24 protein-coding genes are annotated in these 20351 nt (G+C 58.7%); 22 read left to right on the top strand and 2 right to left on the bottom strand.

Annotation, left to right across the window (positions count from 1 at the left end; translation table 11 throughout):
- Window positions 1-143: 143 nt before the first annotated feature.
- Window positions 144-737, top strand: coding sequence for an NAAT family transporter YhgN (gene yhgN / locus BM007_RS19910; protein ID WP_003861574.1), 594 nt, complete (start codon window positions 144-146; stop codon window positions 735-737).
- A 64-nt stretch (window positions 738-801) separates the two neighbouring features.
- Here the strand turns inward: yhgN and tusA are convergent, their stop codons facing one another.
- Window positions 802-1044 carry a sulfurtransferase TusA gene (tusA, locus tag BM007_RS19905; RefSeq protein ID WP_024908884.1) on the bottom strand — a complete coding sequence of 81 codons (243 nt, stop codon included), beginning with the start codon at window positions 1042-1044 and terminating at the stop codon, window positions 802-804.
- A 167-nt stretch (window positions 1045-1211) separates the two neighbouring features.
- On the opposite strand from tusA, the gene BM007_RS19900 reads away from it, so the two are divergent.
- On the top strand, window positions 1212-1877 hold the full coding sequence (locus BM007_RS19900) for a 7-cyano-7-deazaguanine/7-aminomethyl-7-deazaguanine transporter (protein ID WP_032648297.1): 666 nt from the start codon (window positions 1212-1214) through the stop codon (window positions 1875-1877).
- 72 nt (window positions 1878-1949) lie between these two features.
- Window positions 1950-2507 carry a DcrB family lipoprotein gene (locus tag BM007_RS19895; RefSeq protein WP_008503073.1) on the top strand — a complete coding sequence of 186 codons (558 nt, stop codon included), beginning with the start codon at window positions 1950-1952 and terminating at the stop codon, window positions 2505-2507.
- Window positions 2508-2511: 4 nt separating this feature from the next.
- Here BM007_RS19895 and BM007_RS19890 read toward each other — a convergent pair whose 3' ends face one another.
- The gene (locus BM007_RS19890) at window positions 2512-3729 is read right to left on the bottom strand and encodes an MFS transporter (RefSeq protein WP_090420582.1); all 1218 of its coding nucleotides are present in this window, start codon (window positions 3727-3729) and stop codon (window positions 2512-2514) included.
- A gap of 145 nt (window positions 3730-3874) precedes the next feature.
- On the opposite strand from BM007_RS19890, the gene BM007_RS19885 reads away from it, so the two are divergent.
- The 19 genes from BM007_RS19885 (at window position 3875) to BM007_RS19795 (ending at window position 20349) form a co-directional block, all read left to right on the top strand.
- The gene (locus BM007_RS19885) at window positions 3875-4924 is read left to right on the top strand and encodes an AI-2E family transporter (protein WP_024908881.1); all 1050 of its coding nucleotides are present in this window, start codon (window positions 3875-3877) and stop codon (window positions 4922-4924) included.
- A 336-nt stretch (window positions 4925-5260) separates the two neighbouring features.
- A complete protein-coding gene (locus tag BM007_RS19880; protein WP_024908880.1) occupies window positions 5261-5650 on the top strand; it encodes a lipoprotein in 390 nt (129 codons plus the stop codon).
- Window positions 5651-5719: 69 nt separating this feature from the next.
- Window positions 5720-6823, top strand: a complete 1104-nt coding sequence (locus tag BM007_RS19875) for a class I SAM-dependent methyltransferase (RefSeq protein WP_090420579.1) — start codon at window positions 5720-5722, stop codon at window positions 6821-6823.
- 28 nt (window positions 6824-6851) lie between these two features.
- Window positions 6852-7574, top strand: coding sequence for a beta-ketoacyl synthase chain length factor (locus tag BM007_RS19870; RefSeq protein WP_024908878.1), 723 nt, complete (start codon window positions 6852-6854; stop codon window positions 7572-7574).
- The gene (locus tag BM007_RS19865; RefSeq protein ID WP_024908877.1) at window positions 7571-8386 is read left to right on the top strand and encodes a lysophospholipid acyltransferase family protein; all 816 of its coding nucleotides are present in this window, start codon (window positions 7571-7573) and stop codon (window positions 8384-8386) included. The genes BM007_RS19870 and BM007_RS19865 overlap by 4 nt, the downstream gene beginning before the upstream one ends.
- Window positions 8367-8624 (top strand): phosphopantetheine-binding protein, encoded by a 258-nt coding sequence (locus tag BM007_RS19860; protein ID WP_008503081.1) that lies wholly within the window; start codon window positions 8367-8369, stop codon window positions 8622-8624. The genes BM007_RS19865 and BM007_RS19860 overlap by 20 nt, the downstream gene beginning before the upstream one ends.
- Window positions 8625-8636: 12 nt before the next feature.
- Window positions 8637-8888, top strand: a complete 252-nt coding sequence (locus tag BM007_RS19855) for an acyl carrier protein (RefSeq protein WP_024908875.1) — start codon at window positions 8637-8639, stop codon at window positions 8886-8888.
- 6 nt (window positions 8889-8894) lie between these two features.
- Window positions 8895-9482 carry a COG4648 family protein gene (locus BM007_RS19850; protein WP_032648291.1) on the top strand — a complete coding sequence of 196 codons (588 nt, stop codon included), beginning with the start codon at window positions 8895-8897 and terminating at the stop codon, window positions 9480-9482.
- Window positions 9475-10836 (top strand): class I adenylate-forming enzyme family protein, encoded by a 1362-nt coding sequence (locus BM007_RS19845; protein ID WP_090420573.1) that lies wholly within the window; start codon window positions 9475-9477, stop codon window positions 10834-10836. Before BM007_RS19850 ends, BM007_RS19845 begins: the two co-directional genes overlap by 8 nt.
- Window positions 10823-11176 (top strand): ApeI family dehydratase, encoded by a 354-nt coding sequence (locus tag BM007_RS19840; protein ID WP_024908872.1) that lies wholly within the window; start codon window positions 10823-10825, stop codon window positions 11174-11176. Before BM007_RS19845 ends, BM007_RS19840 begins: the two co-directional genes overlap by 14 nt.
- On the top strand, window positions 11167-12858 hold the full coding sequence (locus BM007_RS19835) for a glycosyltransferase family 2 protein (protein WP_090420570.1): 1692 nt from the start codon (window positions 11167-11169) through the stop codon (window positions 12856-12858). Before BM007_RS19840 ends, BM007_RS19835 begins: the two co-directional genes overlap by 10 nt.
- Window positions 12859-12861: 3 nt before the next feature.
- Window positions 12862-13284 carry an acyl-CoA thioesterase gene (locus tag BM007_RS19830; protein WP_090420567.1) on the top strand — a complete coding sequence of 141 codons (423 nt, stop codon included), beginning with the start codon at window positions 12862-12864 and terminating at the stop codon, window positions 13282-13284.
- The gene (locus BM007_RS19825) at window positions 13281-13886 is read left to right on the top strand and encodes an outer membrane lipoprotein carrier protein LolA (RefSeq protein ID WP_024908869.1); all 606 of its coding nucleotides are present in this window, start codon (window positions 13281-13283) and stop codon (window positions 13884-13886) included. Before BM007_RS19830 ends, BM007_RS19825 begins: the two co-directional genes overlap by 4 nt.
- Window positions 13855-16179 carry an MMPL family transporter gene (locus BM007_RS19820; protein WP_090420564.1) on the top strand — a complete coding sequence of 775 codons (2325 nt, stop codon included), beginning with the start codon at window positions 13855-13857 and terminating at the stop codon, window positions 16177-16179. Before BM007_RS19825 ends, BM007_RS19820 begins: the two co-directional genes overlap by 32 nt.
- The gene (locus BM007_RS19815) at window positions 16176-16754 is read left to right on the top strand and encodes a DUF3261 domain-containing protein (RefSeq protein ID WP_090420561.1); all 579 of its coding nucleotides are present in this window, start codon (window positions 16176-16178) and stop codon (window positions 16752-16754) included. The genes BM007_RS19820 and BM007_RS19815 overlap by 4 nt, the downstream gene beginning before the upstream one ends.
- Window position 16755: 1 nt before the next feature.
- Entirely contained in the window at window positions 16756-17925 is a 1170-nt protein-coding gene (locus tag BM007_RS19810) for a beta-ketoacyl-[acyl-carrier-protein] synthase family protein (protein ID WP_024908866.1), read from the top strand.
- The gene (locus BM007_RS19805; RefSeq protein WP_024908865.1) at window positions 17922-18395 is read left to right on the top strand and encodes a hotdog family protein; all 474 of its coding nucleotides are present in this window, start codon (window positions 17922-17924) and stop codon (window positions 18393-18395) included. The genes BM007_RS19810 and BM007_RS19805 overlap by 4 nt, the downstream gene beginning before the upstream one ends.
- Complete coding sequence (locus BM007_RS19800; RefSeq protein ID WP_090420556.1) at window positions 18392-19123, top strand: 3-ketoacyl-ACP reductase FabG2; 732 nt, start codon at window positions 18392-18394, stop codon at window positions 19121-19123. Before BM007_RS19805 ends, BM007_RS19800 begins: the two co-directional genes overlap by 4 nt.
- On the top strand, window positions 19120-20349 hold the full coding sequence (locus BM007_RS19795; protein ID WP_024908863.1) for a beta-ketoacyl-ACP synthase: 1230 nt from the start codon (window positions 19120-19122) through the stop codon (window positions 20347-20349). The genes BM007_RS19800 and BM007_RS19795 overlap by 4 nt, the downstream gene beginning before the upstream one ends.
- Window positions 20350-20351: the final 2 nt, after the last annotated feature.

Below are 20351 nucleotides of genomic sequence, written 5' to 3'. Positions count from 1 at the left end.
GTGCAAGCCAGTATTGAACTGGGATATGCTTCACATTACAAAATGCTGCCAAAGTCGCAAGCGAAATTAATCGATGATTGCCCGGCAATCAGAAATACAGCTAATTATCATAATAACCATAGAGAATTTCAGGGATAATTTACATGAGTGAAATCATTTCCGCAGCGGTTTTATTGATTCTGATAATGGATCCACTGGGTAACCTGCCGATCTTCATGTCGGTGCTGAAGCACACCGAGCCGAAGCGCCGCCGGGCGATCATGATCCGCGAGCTGCTCATCGCCCTGCTGGTGATGTTTATCTTCCTGTTTGCCGGGGAAAAGATCCTCGCATTCCTGAACCTGCGCGCCGAAACTGTGTCGATTTCCGGCGGGATTATTCTGTTCCTGATTGCCATTAAGATGATTTTCCCGAGCGCGGAAGGCAGCAGCAGCGGCCTGCCTGCGGGTGAAGAGCCGTTTATTGTGCCGCTGGCGATCCCCCTCGTCGCGGGCCCGACCATTCTGGCCACGCTGATGCTGCTGTCGCATCAGTATCCGAACCAGATGAGTCATCTGGTGATTGCCCTACTGATCGCCTGGGGCGGGACGTTTATTATCCTGCTGCAGTCGTCCCTGTTCCTGCGCCTGCTGGGTGAGAAAGGGGTGAACGCGCTGGAGCGCCTGATGGGGCTGATTCTGGTCATGATGGCGACGCAGATGTTCCTGGACGGGATCCGGGCGTGGATGAAAGGATGACTTTCTCCCTCTCCCCGTGGGAGAGGGCCGGGGTGAGGGCATCAGGCCGCAGAGGACAGCCCATCTACCCCTTACGAATTAAATACTGGTACGGCAGCGCCTCAGTCTGCTGTGCCACCAGCTCATGTTCCATAAAGGTACAAAAACCGGGAATATCACGGGTCGTGGCCGGGTCATCGGCAATAATCAACAGCGTTTCACCGGTCTGCATATTGCGCACGGTCTTACGTACCATCATTACCGGTTCCGGGCAGCGAAGGCCCTGGGCATCAAGGGTGTGGTCTGGGCTGGAAAACAGGTCGGTCATGATCTTCTCGGTCAGATAAAAACGGCTGTAGTTTACGCCCGGTTGCGATCAATGCAAACCAGGTTAACGATTGCGTAAAAACTAACCATTGCAATGTCCTGCCAAAGCAGTATCATGCTGCGGTTTTTATTGGGTTCCCTCACCCCAACGTATAAAAAGGTCACAATATGACGTCGTTTTCCGAATCTCAGCGCGTAAAAGCGTTGTTCTGGCTTTCGCTTTTCCATTTGCTGGTGATCACCTCCAGCAACTATCTGGTGCAGCTCCCGATCTCCATCTTTGGTTTTCATACCACCTGGGGCGCGTTCAGTTTTCCGTTTATTTTCCTCGCGACCGATTTGACCGTGCGTATCTTTGGCGCACCGCTGGCTCGCCGCATTATTTTTTCGGTCATGCTCCCGGCGCTGTTCATCTCGTACGTGATTTCGTCTCTGTTTTATATGGGAAGCTGGCAGGGCTTTGAGGCGTTAACCCACTTTAACCTGTTTGTCGCCCGTATCGCCGCCGCCAGCTTTATGGCCTACGCGCTGGGGCAGATCCTCGACGTGCACGTGTTTAACCGCCTGCGGCAAAATCACCGCTGGTGGATGGCGCCAACCGCCTCCACGCTGTTCGGTAACGTGAGCGATACGCTGGCCTTCTTCTTCATCGCCTTCTGGCGCAGCCCGGATGCGTTCATGGCCGAACACTGGATGGAAATCGCGCTGGTGGACTACTGCTTCAAGGTCCTCATCAGCATTGTCTTCTTCCTGCCCATGTACGGCGTACTGCTCAATATGCTGCTGAAAAGGCTGGCAGATAAATCTGAAATCACGGCATTGCAGGCTGGTTAAGGGTTCGCTTTATCAGTTGTGATAAGATGAGCGAATGAGCCGTTATGGCCGTTTATCGAAAGGAAGAAGTCAATGCGCAATCTGGTTAAATATGTCGGGATTGGCCTGCTGGTTGTGGGTCTTGCAGCCTGTGATAACAGCGACACGAAAACGCCTGCTCAGGGCGCATCCGCAGAGAGCAACGCGACCGGCCAGCCGGTTAATCTGATGGATGGCAAACTCAGTTTCTCTCTGCCAGCCGATATGACTGACCAGAGCGGCAAGCTGGGCACCCAGGCGAACAACATGCACGTTTACTCCGACGCAACCGGGCAGAAAGCGGTCATTGTGATTGTGGGCGACGACACCAGCGAAGATCTGGCCGTTCTGTCCAAACGTCTGGAAGATCAGCAGCGCGGCCGCGACCCTCAGCTGCAGGTCGTGACCAATAAATCCATCGAGCTGAAAGGCCATAAGCTGCAGCAACTGGACAGCATCATCTCTGCAAAAGGCCAGACCGCTTACTCCTCTGTCGTGCTGGGCAAGGTCGATAACAAACTGCTGACCCTGCAGATCACCCTGCCAGCGGAAGATCAGCAGAAAGCGCAGACGGCTGCTGAAAACATCATTAACACCATCGTGATCCAGTAACGTTTCACGGCGATGACGTGGCCTCCGGTGCCTGCACCGGGGGCCATTTTTTTAGCCGCCACGTCAGCAGCAGTGCAATCACAACCAGACCCGCTGCAGCAAGATAGATCACCGGCACGCCTGCCCAGGCCATCACCAGCCCCGCCAGCGGGCCGGTAATGCCTAAAGACATATCCATAAACACCGTATAGGTCGCCAGCGCCGCCCCCTGATTCTGCTGCGGCACGGCTTTTACCGCCACCACGCCCAGCGCCGGGAAGACCAGAGAAAAGCCTGCCCCCGCGAGGAATACGCCCACTTTCGCGACCCAGGGCACCATCGCTATTCCGGTCAGCAGCAGCCCGACAATCTCTATCGCAAAGCAGATCATCGCCACATTCAGCCCGCCCAGACGGTTGATGCCGTTAGGGAAAAGCAGGCGCGCGCCAACAAACGCACAGCTGAACAGGGTTAACGCAAAGGCCGCACCGTCCCAGCCTTTGGCGTCATAGAACAGAGTAATGAAGGTGGCTATCACGCCGAAGCCGGTTGTCGCCAGCGCCAGGGCCATGCCGTACGGCCAGACGCGCCCCAGCACCGCCCGAAACGGCAGCGGCTTGCCTTTGCTGGCCTTCACCTTCGGGCGCGGCAGCGCAAAGAGGATCGCCAGCAGCGCGACCGCCATGATGGTGATGGCCAGCCCATGCAGCCCGCCCAGCGCATAGCAGGCCACGCCGAGCGGCGCACCGAGCGCCATCGCACCGTAGGTGACAATCCCGTTCCAGGAGATCACCCGACCAATGTGCGGCGCGCCGACAACCCCCACGCCCCACAGCGTCGAGCCGGTTCCCGCCAGGCTTTGCCCAATGCCCAGAATGACGCGACCCAGGCAGAGCAGGGCCAGGCTGACCAGCGGCCAGTGGCTGGTTGCGGCAGCCAGCAGATAGCTCAGGCCACTGAGGAAACAGCCGCACAATCCCACCACCACGATGCTTTTTGGACCGAACGTGTCCGCGTAGCGCCCGGCATGCGGGCGGCTGAGGAGCGTGGCGAAATACTGCAGGCTAATCACCAGCCCCGCCCAGAAGGCGCTGAAGCCCATCACGTCATGGACATAGCCCGGCAGGACCGCCAGCGGCAGCCCGATGGTCAGATAGCTGGCAAAGTTGAAAATCACAACGGAAACGATGCGCAGATTGAGGCGCAGTCCGCTCAGTGCCGGTTCAGCGGCAGGTTCGGGCATGGGGTTCTACCTGGATTTTTTACAACAGTGTTTCACTATTACCACGCCCCAATAAGAAAATCAGCCCCGACTTTCAGATTAACGGCCCCAGACGAAGCGGAGCCCGGACACTACACTTATCGGGTCATCACATTAAGGAACACGCATGATCGCTAACCCGTCCGACAAAGCAGGGCTCCATATCTTATTAAAACTCGCCTGTCTGGTGGTTATCCTTGCGGGTATCCACGCTGCCGCTGACATTATTGTCCAGCTCCTGCTGGCGCTCTTTTTTGCCATTGTGCTTAATCCGCTGGTCACCTGGTTTTTACGCCGGGGCGTCAGCCGTCCGGTCGCCATCACCATCGTCGTCATCGTGATGCTGATTGCCCTGACGGCGCTCTTTGGCGTGCTGGCGGCATCGCTGAGCGAATTCTCCACCATGCTGCCGCAGTACAACAAAGAGCTGACCCGTAAGATTGTCGCACTCCAGGAGATGGTGCCCTTTCTTAATCTGCATATCTCACCCGAACGGATGCTGCGCAGGATGGATTCCGAGAAGGTCATGACCTACGCCACCACGCTGATGACGGGGCTTTCCGGCGCGATGGCCAGCATTCTGCTGCTGGTCATGACGGTGGTGTTTATGCTGTTCGAAGTCCGCCACGTCCCCTATAAGCTGCGCTTTGCATTAAATAATCCACAAATTCATATTGCTGGCTTACACCGGGCACTGAAGGGCGTCTCCAAATATCTGGCGCTGAAAACGCTGCTGAGCGTCTGGACGGGGATCATTGTCTGGCTGGGGCTGATGCTGATGGACGTGCAGTTCGCGCTGATGTGGGGCGTGCTGGCGTTTCTGCTCAACTACGTGCCCAATATTGGTGCGGTGCTTTCCGCCGTGCCGCCGATGATTCAGGCGTTCCTGTTTAACGGCTTCTACGAATGCATGCTGGTCGGCGCGCTGTTCCTCGTCGTGCATATGGTGCTGGGCAATATTCTTGAGCCGCGCATGATGGGACACCGGCTGGGCATGTCGACGCTGGTGGTGTTTTTATCCTTACTGATTTGGGGATGGCTGCTGGGCCCGGTCGGGATGCTGCTGTCGGTCCCCCTGACCAGCGTATGTAAAATCTGGATGGAAACCACCAAAGGCGGCAGCAAGCTGGCGATCCTGCTCGGGCCGGGGAGGCCGAAAAGCCGGCTACCCGGGTAACCGGCCTACCTGTACAGGTAGGTTTAAAGCGTCAGTAATACACCGTAAATTACCGCGTCCCTAATCCGTCGCGGTATTTTTATTTGCGTTAAGGCGATATTCACTCTGTCTTTATTTACGCCACGCGCATTATGTTGAAACGCAATTCATGATTTAACGCAAATTATAAAAAATGAAATTCTTATTTATTTTCCATGTTATTATGCCCGCCTTCGCGTCAACGCAATGCAAACATTAATATTGATTAAAAATACATCTGGCGGCTAAAAAAAGCCGGATGCGTATTATTTGTAAAAACCACCACCTTTAATTGTTATTATTGATATGGAGTTGTTGATGAAAAAGATCGTTAAATGGTGTACTGCTGCCGTATTCGTGGGTGCACTGGCAGGCTGTGCGCGTACCGCCCCAATCGCTCAGGTTCACTCTATTGTCAGCGCGGGTCATACTGCCGATCAGGTAAAAACGGCAATTTTGAAAGCAGGCCAAAAGCGTGACTGGATCATGACGGAAGCGGGTCCTGGGGTGATTAAGGGACGTCTGCAGTCACGCGATCACTCGGTCCAGGTGAGTATTCCGTACACGGCAACAAGCTATTCAATCAACTATGAAAACAGCCTTAACCTGAAAGCGGCAGACGGTAAAATTCACAAGAATTATAACCGCTGGGTGAATAACCTCGACCACGATATTCAGCTGAACCTCTCCGCTGGCGCCGCGCTGTAATATTTTTCTAAAGTCGGGCCGCGTATGGCCCGATAACCTCTCTTTATTGCCCTATAAGGTTACGCAGTAATGTACGAAAAGGACACACTCAGCGCACTGGATGCCATTACCGAAGCGCAACGCATCGCCTTTGCCCCGATGTTATTCCAGACTGCGCTTTGTCTGCGTAACTCAGGCGTTCTCGCCTGTCTCGATAAACAAGGCAAAGAGGGAGCTACCCTCGAGGAAATAACCGAAAACAGCACCCTGAGTAGCTATGGTGTCAGCGTCCTGCTGGATATGGGATTAAGCGGACGCATCGTTACCCAACAGAATGGACGTTATTTTCTGGCGAAAGTGGGACATTTTTTACTGCACGACGCAATGACCCGCGTAAATATGGATTTCACTCAGGACGTTTGTTATCAGGGGCTATTTCACCTGGCGGACGCCCTGCAGGAAGAAAAGCCGGCCGGATTAGCCGTGTTTGGCGACTGGCCAACCATCTACCCGGCATTATCCCAATTACCGGCTCCGGCGAAAGAGAGCTGGTTCGCTTTTGATCATTACTATTCTGACGCCGCTTTTGACGCTGCGTTACCATATATATTCGCAAGCTCGCCGACAAAATTGTACGATGTGGGCGGAAATACGGGTAAATGGTCGTTACGCTGCTGCCGCTATGACGAAAATGTTGCCGTGACGATCCTCGATCTGCCGCAGCAGATAGCGCTGGCGCAGGAAAACATCGCAAAAGCAGGTTTTTCTCATCGTATTGCATTCCATGCTGTCGATATGCTTAGCCCTGCAGCATTGCCGGGTGACGCCGACGTCTGGTGGATGAGCCAGTTCCTGGATTGTTTCTCTCCGGATCAGATTGTCGCCATGCTGACGCGCGTCGCACAGGTCATGAAGCCAGGCGCACGCTTGTGCATCATGGAGCCTTTCTGGGATGCCCAGAAGTTTGAAGCGGCCTCTTTCAGCCTGAATGCCACCTCGCTCTATTTCACCTGTATGGCGAATGGTAATAGCCGGTTTTACAGCGTAGAGAAGTTTTATCGCTACCTGGAGAGCGCAGGTTTCAGCGTTGAACAGCGGCTGGACAACCTTGGGGTCGGTCATACCCTGCTGATATGCACCAAACGTGAACAACAGAGCAGCGTAGCTGCCCGGGTGGCCCAGCCTGCCCTTTGAATACGGTTTTTTTCGCGGACGCGCGTAGATGAAATTTTCACTGAACATTATCGACTGGCAGGCGAGAGCGCCAGGACTCAGCGATGCCACAGAGTGGCAGGCGTGGTCGCGCCTGCAGCTGGCCGTTGACCCAGCGGCCCCGCTTCCCCGGCTGACCGCTTTACCTATGATGACCGCGCGCCGCCTCAATTCAGGCAGTAAGCTGGCGGTGGACATTGGTCTTGCCATGCTGCAAAAGCACGCCATTGATGCCGTCGTCTATTCCAGCCGTCACGGCGAGCTGGAGCGCAACTACCGTATTCTGCATGCTCTGGCGACCGGGCAGTCCGTTTCCCCCACCGATTTCGCCATGTCCGTGCACAATTCCGCGGTGGGCAATCTCACGATTACCGCACGCCAGGCCATCGTCTCATCATCCATCTCAGCCGGACTGGACACCTTCCAGCAGGCCTTATGTGAAGTGCTGAGCCTGCTGCATGCGGGCTATTCCCGCGTCCTGCTGGTCGATTTTGACGGCGCGCTGCCGGAATTTTACCATCCGGCGTTACCGCCGCAGATGCCCACCTGGCCATACGCGCTGGCGCTGGTGATTGAATCCGGCAACGGATTGCAGTGTGAAACCCGCAGCGGCAGCACGGGTGAAGAACCCGCCCTGCCGCAAAGCCTGTTGTTCCTGCAACGCTATCTCAGCGAGGCACGGCAGTTTGTGGTGCCCGGGGAACGATTGCTGTGGCAATGGACGCGCGCATGAACCGCCTGGCTGCCCGTATCAACTGGTTATGGCGTCTGGTGATGACCGGCTTCTGCTTCGCGCTGTTTGGCGTGGGCGGGCTGCTGCTGTCGCTGGTCTGGTTCAACCTGCTGCTGATCGTCCAGCGCGACCGCGCCAGCCGTCGTCGCCTGGCGCGTCGCAGCATTGCGGCCAGCTTCCGCTTCTTCCTGACCGTTGCTCGCAGCCTCGGAGTACTGGACTATCGCATTCACAACCTTGACGCGCTGCGCAGCGATCGGGGTTGTCTGGTGGTGGCTAACCACCCCACGTTAATTGACTACGTGATTCTGGCGTCGGTGATGCCGGAAACCGACTGTCTGGTGAAGAGCGCGCTGCTGCGCAACCCGTTTGTCAGCGGTGTTATCCGTGCGGCGGATTACCTGATTAACAGCGAAGCCGAGCCCCTGCTCGCGGCCAGCCAGCAGCGTCTGGCTCAGGGCGACACGCTTTTAATCTTCCCGGAAGGCACGCGTACCCGATTTGGCGAGGCTATCTCTCTCCAGCGCGGCGCGGCAAATATCGCCGTGCGCTGTAACAGCGATCTGCGGGTGGTGCTGATCCACTGTAGCGAACATCTGCTGGATAAAAAAAGTCACTGGTATGATGTACCGCCAGAAAAACCTGTTTTCACCGTGGATGTCCGCGACCGCGTGAACATCGACGAATTTTACGATGCAACTGAACAAGAACCGGCGCTGGCGGCAAGGCAGTTAAACCGGCATCTACAGCATCGATTAACATCAGGCCTTCAATCTTTGTCAGGAATTAATGATGCAAGCGCTTTATCTTGAAATTAAGAATCTCATTATCACCACGCTGAATCTGGACGAGCTTACCGCAGAGGATATTGATACCGATGCCGCGCTGTTTGGCGATGGGCTGGGTCTCGACTCTATCGACGCGCTGGAACTGGGGCTGGCCGTGAAAAACCAGTATGGCGTGGTGCTTTCCGCCGAAAGCGAAGAGATGCGCCAGCACTTCTTTTCCGTCGCCACGCTGGCGTCCTTTATCAACGCTCAACGCGCCTGAGATGTGATCACGATGACCGAACAAGAAACCATTTATCAGGAAGTCTGTGGCCTTTTGACCAAGCTCTTTGAAATCGACCCGCAGGATATTACGCCCGAAGCCCGTCTTTACGAAGACCTGGAGCTGGACAGCATTGATGCGGTGGACATGATTGTTCATCTGCAGAAAAAAACGGGCAAGAAAATCAAGCCGGAAACCTTCAAATCGGTTCGTACCGTTCAGGATGTGGTAGACGCCGTCGAACAGCTTCTGCGCGAAGAGTAAGACATTGTGCGTGGTGGACGGACGTTCCCGGTCATCCCACTGCTGACGGGGCTGATGCTGCTGGCGTGGCCCTTCCTCATTGGATTTGGGCTGACGCACAACAGCCTGCAATGGCTGTTACCGGTGATGGCACTGGTATTGCTGCTGCGGCTGCGTCAGGCGCAGCGAAACACCGGCCCGATGCGGTACGTGGTGCAGTGTGTTGCGCTGGCGGGCATCGTGCTCTGCGCGGCCAGCTATCTGCTGAAAACCCATCAGTGGCTGCTGCTCTACCCGGTGGTCGTCAACCTGGTGATGCTGGCCGTGTTCGGGGGTTCGCTGTGGACCGCGATGCCACTTGTCGAGCGACTGGCGCGCTTGCGCGAGCCAGATTTGCCCCCGGAGGGCGTGCGCTATACCCGCAGGGTGACTCTCGTCTGGTGCGGCTTTTTCATCGGTAACGGCGCGATGGCGCTGTTCACCGTCCTCCACGGCGACATGCATCTGTGGACGCTGTGGAACGGTATGGTGGCTTACATCCTGATGGGGACGCTGATGGCGACAGAGTGGCTGGTGCGCCAGCGGGTGATAAAAAAAGAGATGCACAATGACTAACCCCCTTCCACTGGGCCAGTGGTTAAACGCGCCGCGCCCTGACGATACGCCCGTTGCCTGGCTTGACGATCGTACCTGGACGCTGGGCCAGCTGCGCCACGACGTGACCTTACTGGTCGACACCCTGCGTCAGCAGGAAGGCGAGCGCTGGGCGCTGTGCTTTGAAAATAGCTACCTGTTTATTGTTGCGCTGCTGGCCTCGCTGCATGCCGGTAAAACACCGGTCATTCCCGGCCATAGCCGCGTCTCACAGCTTGAAGAACAGCAGGCGTTGTTTAGCGGCGTTCTGAGCGATCGGACTCTCGCTTTCCATGGGAAGCTGATTGTGGTGGCCTCCCACCATCAGACAGTTAACCACTGGGCGCCCCTGCCGGAGATTGACGAAAGCCGCTTCGTAGAGCTGTTCACCTCCGGCTCCACGGGTACCCCGCGCCGGGTGATTAAGCACATCGTCAGTCTGGATCGCGAGGCCCGTCTGCTGGCTGACCGCTTCGGCGAGCGTCTGGCCGGATGCAGCGTTGTCGCCTCGGTCGTACCGCAACACCTGTATGGCCTGACATTCCGCATCGTATTGCCGATGGCGCTGGGTCTGCCGCTGCATGCCGCGATGCTCTATTACGCAGAACAGCTGGCCGCCCTTCCTCATGACAGACTTTACCTGTTCATCAGCAGCCCGGCGTTCCTGAAGCGCCTGGATACCGAGCTGGCCGCGCCGCCCGTCAGGATGCTGATTTCCGCAGGCGGAATGCTGCCCTGGTGTGACGTCGCCACCACCGCTGGCTGGCTTAACATCTGCCCGGATGAAATTTATGGCAGTACCGAAACCGGGATCCTTGCCTGGCGCCATCGCCAGCAGGATAACGTCCCGTGGCTGGCGTTCCCCGGCGTGATCTTCCATCAGGAAGATGAAGCCTGTCGCGTCACGTCGCCACTGATCCATGAGGCTGAAGGACTCCAGCTGGACGATATCCTCCACTTCGACAGCGAGGGGCTGTTCAGCATCGCCGGTCGTCGCGGGCGGGTGGTCAAAATTGAAGAAAAGCGCATCTCGCTTAACGAGATCGAACGTCGCCTGCTGGAGCTCGACGGCATTTGCGAAGCGGCTGTACTGCCGGTCACGCGCGGAGGCCGTCAGGGGATTGGTGCACTGCTGGTCCTGGACGAAGCGGTTCGTCAGCGCGGGTATATGCAGGATAAAAAAGCGCAGGAGTTCGCCTGGCGTCGCGCCCTGCTGCCCTGGCTTGAGCCGGTCGCCGTTCCACGCTACTGGCGCATTGTCGATGAAATGCCGGTAAACAGTATGAACAAGCGTGTCTATGCGCAGTTAGAGGAGTTGTTTCATGAAAATTCATGAAATTGAGCGCCACCAGACACAGCCGGAGAAGCTGGAAATCACTTTGCATCTCGACGCGGCGCTGTTCTGGTTTCAGGGCCATTTTGCCGTACAACCGCTACTGCCCGGCGTTGCACAGCTTGACTGGGTGATGCACTACGCCACGACATTACTGGCACCGGGCTACCGCTTTCACAGCATTCAAAACGTGAAGTTCCAGGCGCCTCTGCTGCCGGAAACCACGGTCACGCTGGTGCTTGAGTGGCATGCCGAACGTCAGATGCTGACCTTCAGCTACCAGCGTCACGCCGGGGATGAGCGCCATACCGCCAGCAGCGGAAAGATTCGTCTATGTCAGTAATCTTTCGCCCCTGCGTGCTGATCCCGTGCTACAACCACGGCGCCATGATCGCCAGCGTGCTGTCGCGTCTCGCACCGTTCGGCCTGCCGTGCCTGGTGGTGGATGACGGCAGCGAAGCTGTCACCCGTCAGGAGCTCGAACGCCTGGCGGCGGCGGAGCCACAGATGACGCTGGTCCGTCTGGCGCAAAACGCCGGGAAAGGTGCCGCGGTCATCAGGGGGCTGGAGGAGTGCGCGCGCGCGGGCTATACCCACGCCGTGCAGGTGGACGCGGACGGCCAGCACGCCATCGAAGATATCCCCAAACTGCTGGCGCTGGCAGAGCGCCACCCGGACGCGCTGATTTCCGGCCAGCCCATTTACGATGATTCCATTCCACGCTCGCGACTCTACGGTCGCTGGGTAACCCACGTCTGGGTGTGGATTGAGACCTTATCCCTGCAGCTTAAAGATAGCATGTGCGGCTTTCGGGTCTACCCGGTCTCGCCCACGCTGCGGCTGGCAGCGCGTGAGCCGCTCGGTAAACGGATGGACTTTGACACCGAAGTGATGGTCCGTCTCTACTGGCAGGGCAACACCAGCGTCTTTCTACCCACCCGCGTCACCTATCCGAAGGACGGGTTGTCCCACTTCGATGCGTTAAAAGATAACGTGCGGATCTCCCTGATGCATACCCGACTCTTCTTCGGCATGCTGCCCCGCATGCCCGGCCTGCTTTTCCGTCGACGCCGCCAGCACTGGGCGCAGCAGGACGAAGTCAAAGGTCTGCGGGGGATGCGCCTGATGCTGCGCGTCTGGCAACTGCTGGGGCGGCGGGCCTTTGCCGTGCTGCTGTGGCCGGTGATCGGCGTGTACTGGCTTATCGCGCGTCCGGCGCGGCAGGCCTCGCGGCAGTGGATTGCGAGAGTGAAGCACGAGCTGCGTCGGCGGAGCATGCCTGTTCCCTCACGGCTCAACAGCTTTTTCCATTTTATGCGCTTCGGCAACGCGATGCTGGATAAAGTCGCCAGCTGGCGCGGTGAGCTGAAGTTTGAGCGCGACGTGGTCTTTGCCCCCGGCGCGAGCGAAGCGCTAGATATCGCGGCACCGCAGGGCAAGCTCCTGCTCGCCTCGCACCTTGGCGACGTAGAAGCCTGCCGGGCGCTGGCTCAGCTGGAAGAGAGCAAAATCATCAACGCCCTGGTTTTCAGCGAGAACGCCCAGCGCTTTAAGCAAATCATGAGCGAAATGGCGCCCCAGGCCAGCGTAAATTTGATGTCGGTTACCGACATCGGCCCGGACACCGCGATTGCCATCAAAGAGAAGCTTGAGCGCGGAGAGTGGGTCGCGATTGTGGGCGATCGCATCGCGGTGAATCCGCAGCGTGGCGGCGACTGGCGCGTGATCTGGAGTCCGTTCATGGGCCAGCCTGCGCCGTTCCCACAGGGGCCGTTTATCCTGGCCTCCATCCTGCGCTGCCCGGTGGTGCTGATTTTTGCCCTGCGCCAGCAGGGGAAGCTCACCCTGCACTGCGAACCGTTTGCCGACCCGCTGCACCTGCCGCGCGGTGAACGCCAGCAGGCGCTGCAGGATATCGTCGATCGCTACGCGCAGCGGCTGGAGCATTACGCCCTCATGTCGCCGCTCGACTGGTTTAATTTTTTCGATTTCTGGCATCTGCCAGAGTCCAGAGAGAAGGAGTAAAGGGTGCTGACCGATCCCCGCTTTACGACTGAAGTCGAGATCACCGTTCCGTTCCACGACGTCGATATGATGGGCGTGGTCTGGCACGGTAACTATTTCCGCTACTTTGAGATTGCCCGCGAGGCGCTGCTCAATCAGTTTAACTATGGCTATCGCCAGATGAAGGCCTCCGGCTACGTCTGGCCCGTCGTCGATACCCGGGTGAAATACCGCGATGCGCTGACCTTTGAGCAGCGAATTCGCGTCCGCGCGCACATTGAAGAGTATGAAAACCGCCTGCGCATTGCCTATCAAATTTTCGATGCGCAGACCGGCAAACGCACCACCACCGGTTACACCATCCAGGTGGCAGTAGAAGAAGCCAACCGCGAAATGTGCTTTGTGAGCCCGGCAATACTGTTTGAACGAATGGGAGTGACGCCATGAAATGGTTGCCTTTGCTGGCGCTGATCGTCAGCCCGCTGGTCAGCGCCGTGACGCTGGATGAACTGCAGCAGCGCTTCACCGAGCAGCCTGTCGTGCGCGCGCACTTCGAACAGGTTCGCACGATAAAAGATATGCCGCAGCCGCTGCGCTCGCAGGGCGAGATGCTGATCGCCCGCGACAGTGGCCTGCTGTGGGATCAAAAAGCGCCGTTTCCGATGACGCTCCTGCTGGACGACAAGCGGATGGTTCAGGCGATCAACGGCCAGCCGCCGCAGACCATCACTGCCGACAATAATCCGCAGATGTTCCAGTTCAACCACCTTCTGCGGGCCCTGTTCCAGGCCGACCGCAAGGTGCTTGAAGAGAACTTCCGCATCGATTTTAAAGACCAGGGAGCAGGCCGCTGGTCGCTGGTGCTCACGCCAAAAACGACGCCGCTGGACAAGATTTTCGCCACCCTCGATCTGGGCGGCGCGACCTATCTGGAGACGATTCGCCTCAACGACAAACAGGGTGACCGTACCGATATCGCCCTTTCACGCCACCAACTGACGCCCGCCAGCCTGACCGATGACGAACGCCAACGCTTTGCCGCACCGTAAATCCCTGCGCCCGGCGCTGCTGTGGGCCACGCTATGCCTGATCCTGCTGGGCGTGCTGCTGTCGCGGCTGCCCGTCGCGCGGCTTAACAGCAGCGTGCTGGCCATGCTGCCGAAACAGACGCTGGGGGCGATCCCGCCGGCGCTTAACGACGGGTTTATGCAGCGTCTCGACCGCCAGCTGGTCTGGCTGGTTAGCCCCGGCAAAGAGCCGGATTCGCGCGTGGCGCAGCAGTGGCTGGCGATGCTGCAAAGCAGTGACGCGCTCAGCGAGGTCAAAGGCCCGATGGACGCCGCCGGGCAAAAAGCCTGGGGAGAGTTCTTCTGGCAGCACCGCAACGGCCTTATCGATCCCGCCACCCGCGCCCGCCTGCAAAACGGCGGAAACGCGCAGGCGCAGTGGATTTTATCTCAGCTCTATTCAGCCTTTTCCGGCGTCAGCGGCAAAGAGCTGCAAAACGATCCCCTGATGCTGATGCGCGGCTCGCAGCTCGCTCTGGCGCAAAACGGCCAGAAGCTGCGGCTGATGGACGGCTGGCTGGTCACAAAAGATGAGGCGGGAAACTACTGGTATCTGCTTCACGGTGAACTGGCGGGCTCGTCATTTGATATGCAGCAGACCCACCGGCTCGTGACGACGCTTAACGCGCTGCAGGAGACGCTCAAAGCCCGTTACCCGCAGGCACAGCTGCTTTCCCGCGGAACCGTGTTTTACAGCGATTACGCCAGCCAGCAGGCCAAACGCGACGTCTCAACGCTGGGCATCGCCACCCTGCTTGGCGTGTTCCTGCTCATCGTGGCGGTGTTCCGCTCTCTGCGTCCGCTGCTGCTGAGCGTGCTCTCGATTGCCATCGGCGCGCTGGCGGGCACGGTGGTAACGCTGCTGCTCTTTGGCGAGCTGCACCTGATGACGCTGGTGATGAGCATGAGCATCATCGGTATTTCAGCCGACTACACGCTCTACTACCTGACCGAACGGATGGTGCACGGCGCGGAGCATTCCCCCTGGCAAAGCCTGGGGAAAGTGCGCAATGCGCTGCTGCTGGCGCTGCTGACGACCGTCGCCGCCTACCTGATAATGATGCTGGCCCCCTTCCCCGGGATCCGCCAGATGGCGGTGTTCGCCGCCGTGGGATTGAGCGCCTCCTGCCTGACGGTGATTTTCTGGCATCCGTGGCTGTGCCGGGGTTTACCGGTGCGCCCGGTTCCGCTGATGGTCCCGATGATGCGCTGGCTGGCCGCCTGGCGACGCAATAAAAAATTGTCCGTTGGTTTACCCGTCGCGCTGGCGCTGCTCTCCGCCGTGGGGATGAGCACCCTGAGGGTGGACGACGACATCGCCCAACTGCAGGCCCTGCCAAAAGATATTCTGGCGCAGGAGAAGGCCATTACCGCCCTGACCGGACAGAGCGTCGATCAGAAATGGTTTGTGGTCCATGGCGCCTCGCCTCAGCAAACGTTGGAGCGGCTGGAAGCCTTTGCCCCGGCGCTGGCCGAGGCGCAAAAAGCCGGAGAGATCGCCCGCTGGCGTACCCTGCCGCTGAACTCGCTGGCCCGCCAGAAAAGCGATCTTACGCTGCTGCGCGACGCTGCCCCTGCGGTAACGAACGTGCTGCAAAGCGCCGGGCTCAACGCCGTCTCCCCGAATCTCGACGCCATGCCGGTCAGCGTGGACGCGTGGCTTAAAAGCCCGGCCAGCGAAGGCTGGCGTCTGCTCTGGCTGACCCTGCCTGATGGAGAAAGCGGCGTGCTGGTGCCGGTGGACGGCGCGAAAAACAGCGCGCACCTCAGTGCACTGGCCGCGCGCCATGATGGCGTCGTCTGGGTCGATCGCAAAGCCAGCTTTGACAGCCTGTTTGCCCTCTATCGCACGCTGCTGACGGGGCTACTGTTTGCGGCGCTGGCAGTGATTGCCTGTGGGGCAATGCTGCGCCTCGGCTGGCGTAAAGGGCTGATAAGCCTGGTGCCTTCCGTGCTGTCGCTGAGCTGCGGGCTGGCGGTCCTGGCCGCAACGGGCCATCCGGTGAATCTGTTTTCACTGCTGGCGCTGGTACTGGTGCTCGGCATTGGCATTAACTACACGCTGTTTTTCAGCAACCCGCGCGGTACGCCGCTGACCTCAATGCTGGCGATTACGCTGGCGATGATGACCACGCTGCTGACGCTGGGCATGCTCGTCTTCAGCGCCACCCAGGCCATCAGCAGCTTTGGTATCGTGCTGGTGAGCGGTATTTTTACTGCCTTCCTGCTGGCGCCGCTGGCGATGCCGGATAAGAAAGAGAGAAAACGTAAATGAACGCTTTTTACCGCGCCGCCGCGCTGGCCGCCGCGCTGCTGCTGGCAGGCTGCAGCCATTCGACCGATACCAAAGAGACGCGTCCCCAGGCCTGGCTCCAGCCGGGAACTAAAGTTACGCTCCCGCCACCCGGCATTAGCCCGACAGTAAGCTCCCAACAGTTGCTGACCGGCAGCTTTAACGGACAATCGCAGTCTCTGCTGGTGATGCTCAACGCGGATGCGCATAAAGTGACGCTGGCCGGACTCTCTTCCGTGGGCATTCGTCTGTTCCTCGCGACGTACGATGAGACCGGTATTCATACCGAGCAGTCGATCGTCGTGCCGCAGCTGCCGCCCGCCAGCCAGGTGCTGGCCGACGTGATGCTCAGCCACTGGCCAATTAGCGCCTGGCAGCCACAGTTGCCGAAGGGCTGGACGTTAACGGACAATGGCGATCGACGCGAGCTGCGCAACGCCAGCGGCAAGCTGGTGACGGAGATTGTCTATCTGCAGCGCAAAGGCAAGCGCGAGCCGATCAGCATCGAGCAACACGTATTCAAATACCACATCACCATTCAATATCTGGGTGACTGAGATGATTTATATTTCCGCTGTTGGCATGGTCAACGCGCTGGGCAACTCGCCTGATGAGATTGCCGCGAACCTGACGGCAGGCGTGGCGCCGGGGATGCATGCCCGGACCGGCTGGCTGCAGGACTCACCCGAAGCCGTACTGGGTGGCGTGGAAGGCGAGCTGCCGACCATCCCGGATACCTTGTCCGCACACCGCACCCGCAACAACCAGCTGCTGCTGGCCGCGCTGGCGCAGATTCAGTCGACCGTCGACGAGGCCATCGCCCGCGTCGGTCGCGACCGTGTGGCCGTAGTGCTGGGAACCAGTACCTCCGGGCTGGATGAAGGCGATGAGCATGTGCGCCGCATGACCGACGGCGAGACCAGCACGCGCTGGCAGTATCCGCAGCAGGAGCTTGGCGATCCGTCCCGCTTCCTTGCCAACTGGCTTCAGCTCGAGGGCCCGGCCTATACGATCTCGACGGCCTGCTCTTCCAGCGCGCGGGCGATGATCGGCGGCAAACGCCTGATCGACGCCGGACTGGTGGATATCGCCATTGTCGGCGGGGCCGATACCCTGAGCCGAATGCCCGTCAACGGTTTTAACAGCCTTGAATCCTTCTCCCCTACGCTCTGCGAGCCGTTCGGTCGCGATCGTCGGGGGATCACCATCGGTGAAGCCGCCGCGCTGATGGTGCTGAGCCGTGAGCCCGCCGATGTGGCGCTGCTCGGGACGGGCGAATCCAGTGATGCTTACCATATTTCCGCTCCTCATCCGCAGGGCGAAGGAGCGATCAGAGCCATCACGCAGGCGCTTAACGAAGCGGGTATGCAGCCGGATGATATCGGCTACATCAACCTGCACGGCACGGCCACGCCGCTCAACGATCAGATTGAATCGCAGGTCGTTCACGATCTCTTCGGGGAAAGCGTGCCGTGCAGCTCAACCAAACATCTTACCGGCCATACGCTGGGCGCTGCCGGCATTACCGAAGCGGCCCTGAGCTGGCTGATTCTGACGCGCGATCTGCCCTTGCCGCCGCAGGACTTCGCCCGCTACGCACCGGACGACACGCTGGCGCCGTGCGGCCTGCTGCACCAGAGTGCCGCTCTGAAAAAACCGGTCATTTTGTCTAATTCGTTCGCGTTTGGCGGCAATAACGCCAGCATTCTGCTGGGGAGAGCGTCATGAGCTACTTATCACCCGTCGACTATTTGCCGCACGATGCGCCAATGATGCTGCTCGAGTCCGTTGAGTGCGTTACGGATGACACGGCGGTATGCCGCGTTGTGGTCGACAGGCAAAGCGTACTGGGGCCGTTTCTGAATGCCGATGGCGATCTGCCGGGCTGGTACGCGCTCGAGCTGATGGCGCAGACCGTCGGCGTCTGGTCAGGCTGGCATCGCCAGCAGCAGGGACAGGATCATATTGCGCTGGGCATGGTGCTCGGCGCGCGCGAGCTGGTCTGCGCCAGCGGGCGTTTTACGCAAGGTCTGACGCTGGAAATCACCGTAAAACTGCTGATGCAGGACGAACGCTTCGGCAGTTTTGAATGCGCGATTTCCGCTGATGAAGAGACGCTGGCCACGGGCCGGGTCAACACCTTTCAGCCGAGCGCAGAAGAATTAACCTCGCTTTTTAATCAGGGATCTAACGCATGAGTCGTTCCGTACTGGTCACAGGGGCCAGCAAAGGCATAGGGCGCGCCATCGCCCGCCAGCTCGCCGCCGACGGGTTTACCGTAGGCGTGCATTACCATCGTGATGCCGCAGGCGCGCAGGAGACGCTGGACGCCATCACGCAGGCGGGTGGCAACGGTCGTTTACTCGCCTTTGATGTGGGCAACCGCGAACAGTGCCGCGAGGTGCTGGAGCAGGACATTGAAGCCCATGGCGCATGGTATGGCGTGGTCAGCAACGCCGGTATCACCCGCGATGGCGCCTTTCCGGCATTGAGTGAAGACGACTGGGACAGCGTGATCCACACCAATCTCGACAGTTTTTATAACGTCATTCACCCCTGCATTATGCCGATGATTAGCACCCGTAAAGGGGGACGTATTATCACCTTATCGTCCGTATCCGGCGTGATGGGCAACCGCGGACAGGTGAACTACAGCGCGGCAAAAGCGGGCATTATCGGTGCCACCAAAGCGCTGGCGATTGAGCTGGCAAAACGCAAAATCACCGTGAACTGCATTGCCCCGGGGCTGATTGATACCGGCATGATTGAGATGGAAGAGGCCGCGCTGAAAGAAGCGATGTCCATCATTCCAATGAAACGCATGGGCCAGGCTGAGGAGGTCGCCGGGCTGGCAAGCTATCTGATGTCAGATATTGCGGGCTACGTCACCCGCCAGGTCATTTCCATTAACGGAGGAATGCTATGACGCGTCGCGTGGTGATTACGGGCATGGGCGGCGTGACCGCCTTTGGCGAAAACTGGCAATCCGTGTCCAGCAGACTGCTGGCGTATGAAAACGCGGTGCGTAAAATGCCGGAATGGCAGGTGTATGATGGCCTGCACACCCTGCTGGGCGCGCCGATCGATGATTTCACGCTGCCGGAACACTATACCCGCAAGCGTATTCGCGCCATGGGCCGGGTGTCGTTGATGTCGACCCGCGCCACCGAGCTGGCGCTGGAGCAGGCGGGATTGATTGGCGAAGCGGTACTCACCAACGGGCAAACCGGTATCGCCTACGGTTCATCTACAGGCAGTACCGGACCGGTCAGCGAATTCGCGACCATGCTCACCGAAAAGCACACCAATAACATCACCGGGACAACCTATGTGCAGATGATGCCGCACACGACCGCGGTGAATACCGGCCTGTTCTTTGGGTTACGCGGCCGCGTCATCCCGACGTCGAGCGCCTGTACGTCCGGCAGCCAGGCGATTGGCTACGCCTGGGAGGCGATTCGCCACGGCTACCAGACCGTTATGGTTGCGGGGGGCGCTGAGGAGCTGTGCCCGTCTGAAGCGGCGGTGTTTGACACGCTGTTTGCCACCAGCCAGCGTAACGACGAACCCAAAACCACCCCTTCACCGTTCGATACGCAACGCGATGGTCTGGTGATAGGGGAAGGCGCAGGTACCCTGATACTCGAAGAGCTGGAGCATGCCAAAGCGCGTGGAGCCAGGATCTACGGCGAAATCGTGGGCTTTGCCACTAACTGTGACGCGGCCCATATCACCCAGCCTCAGCGTGAAACCATGCAGATTTGCATGGAGCAGTCGCTGGCCATAGCGGGATTAAGCGCCCTGGATATGGGGTATATCTCCGCGCACGGTACCGCCACCGATCGCGGTGATATCGCCGAAAGTCAGGCCACTGCCGCTATCTATGGTGACAACGTGCCGGTCTCCTCGCTGAAGAGCTATTTTGGCCATACGTTAGGGGCCTGCGGCGCGCTGGAAGCGTGGATGAGCTTGCAGATGATGCGTGAAGGCTGGTTTGCCCCGACGCTCAATTTAACGCACCCGGATGAGCAATGCGGTGCTTTAGATTATATTATGGGGGAAGCCCGCCAGATCGATTGCGAATATCTGCAGAGTAATAACTTCGCGTTCGGCGGCATCAACACCTCGATTATCATTAAACGCTGGGCGTAACT

It is taken from the genome of Enterobacter sp. NFIX59 (assembly GCF_900113755.1).
In the GTDB taxonomy this organism is placed as follows: domain Bacteria; phylum Pseudomonadota; class Gammaproteobacteria; order Enterobacterales; family Enterobacteriaceae; genus Enterobacter; species Enterobacter pseudoroggenkampii.
Note: the sequence above shows the minus strand (reverse complement) of the source record. Positions and strands in the feature narration are given on the sequence as shown.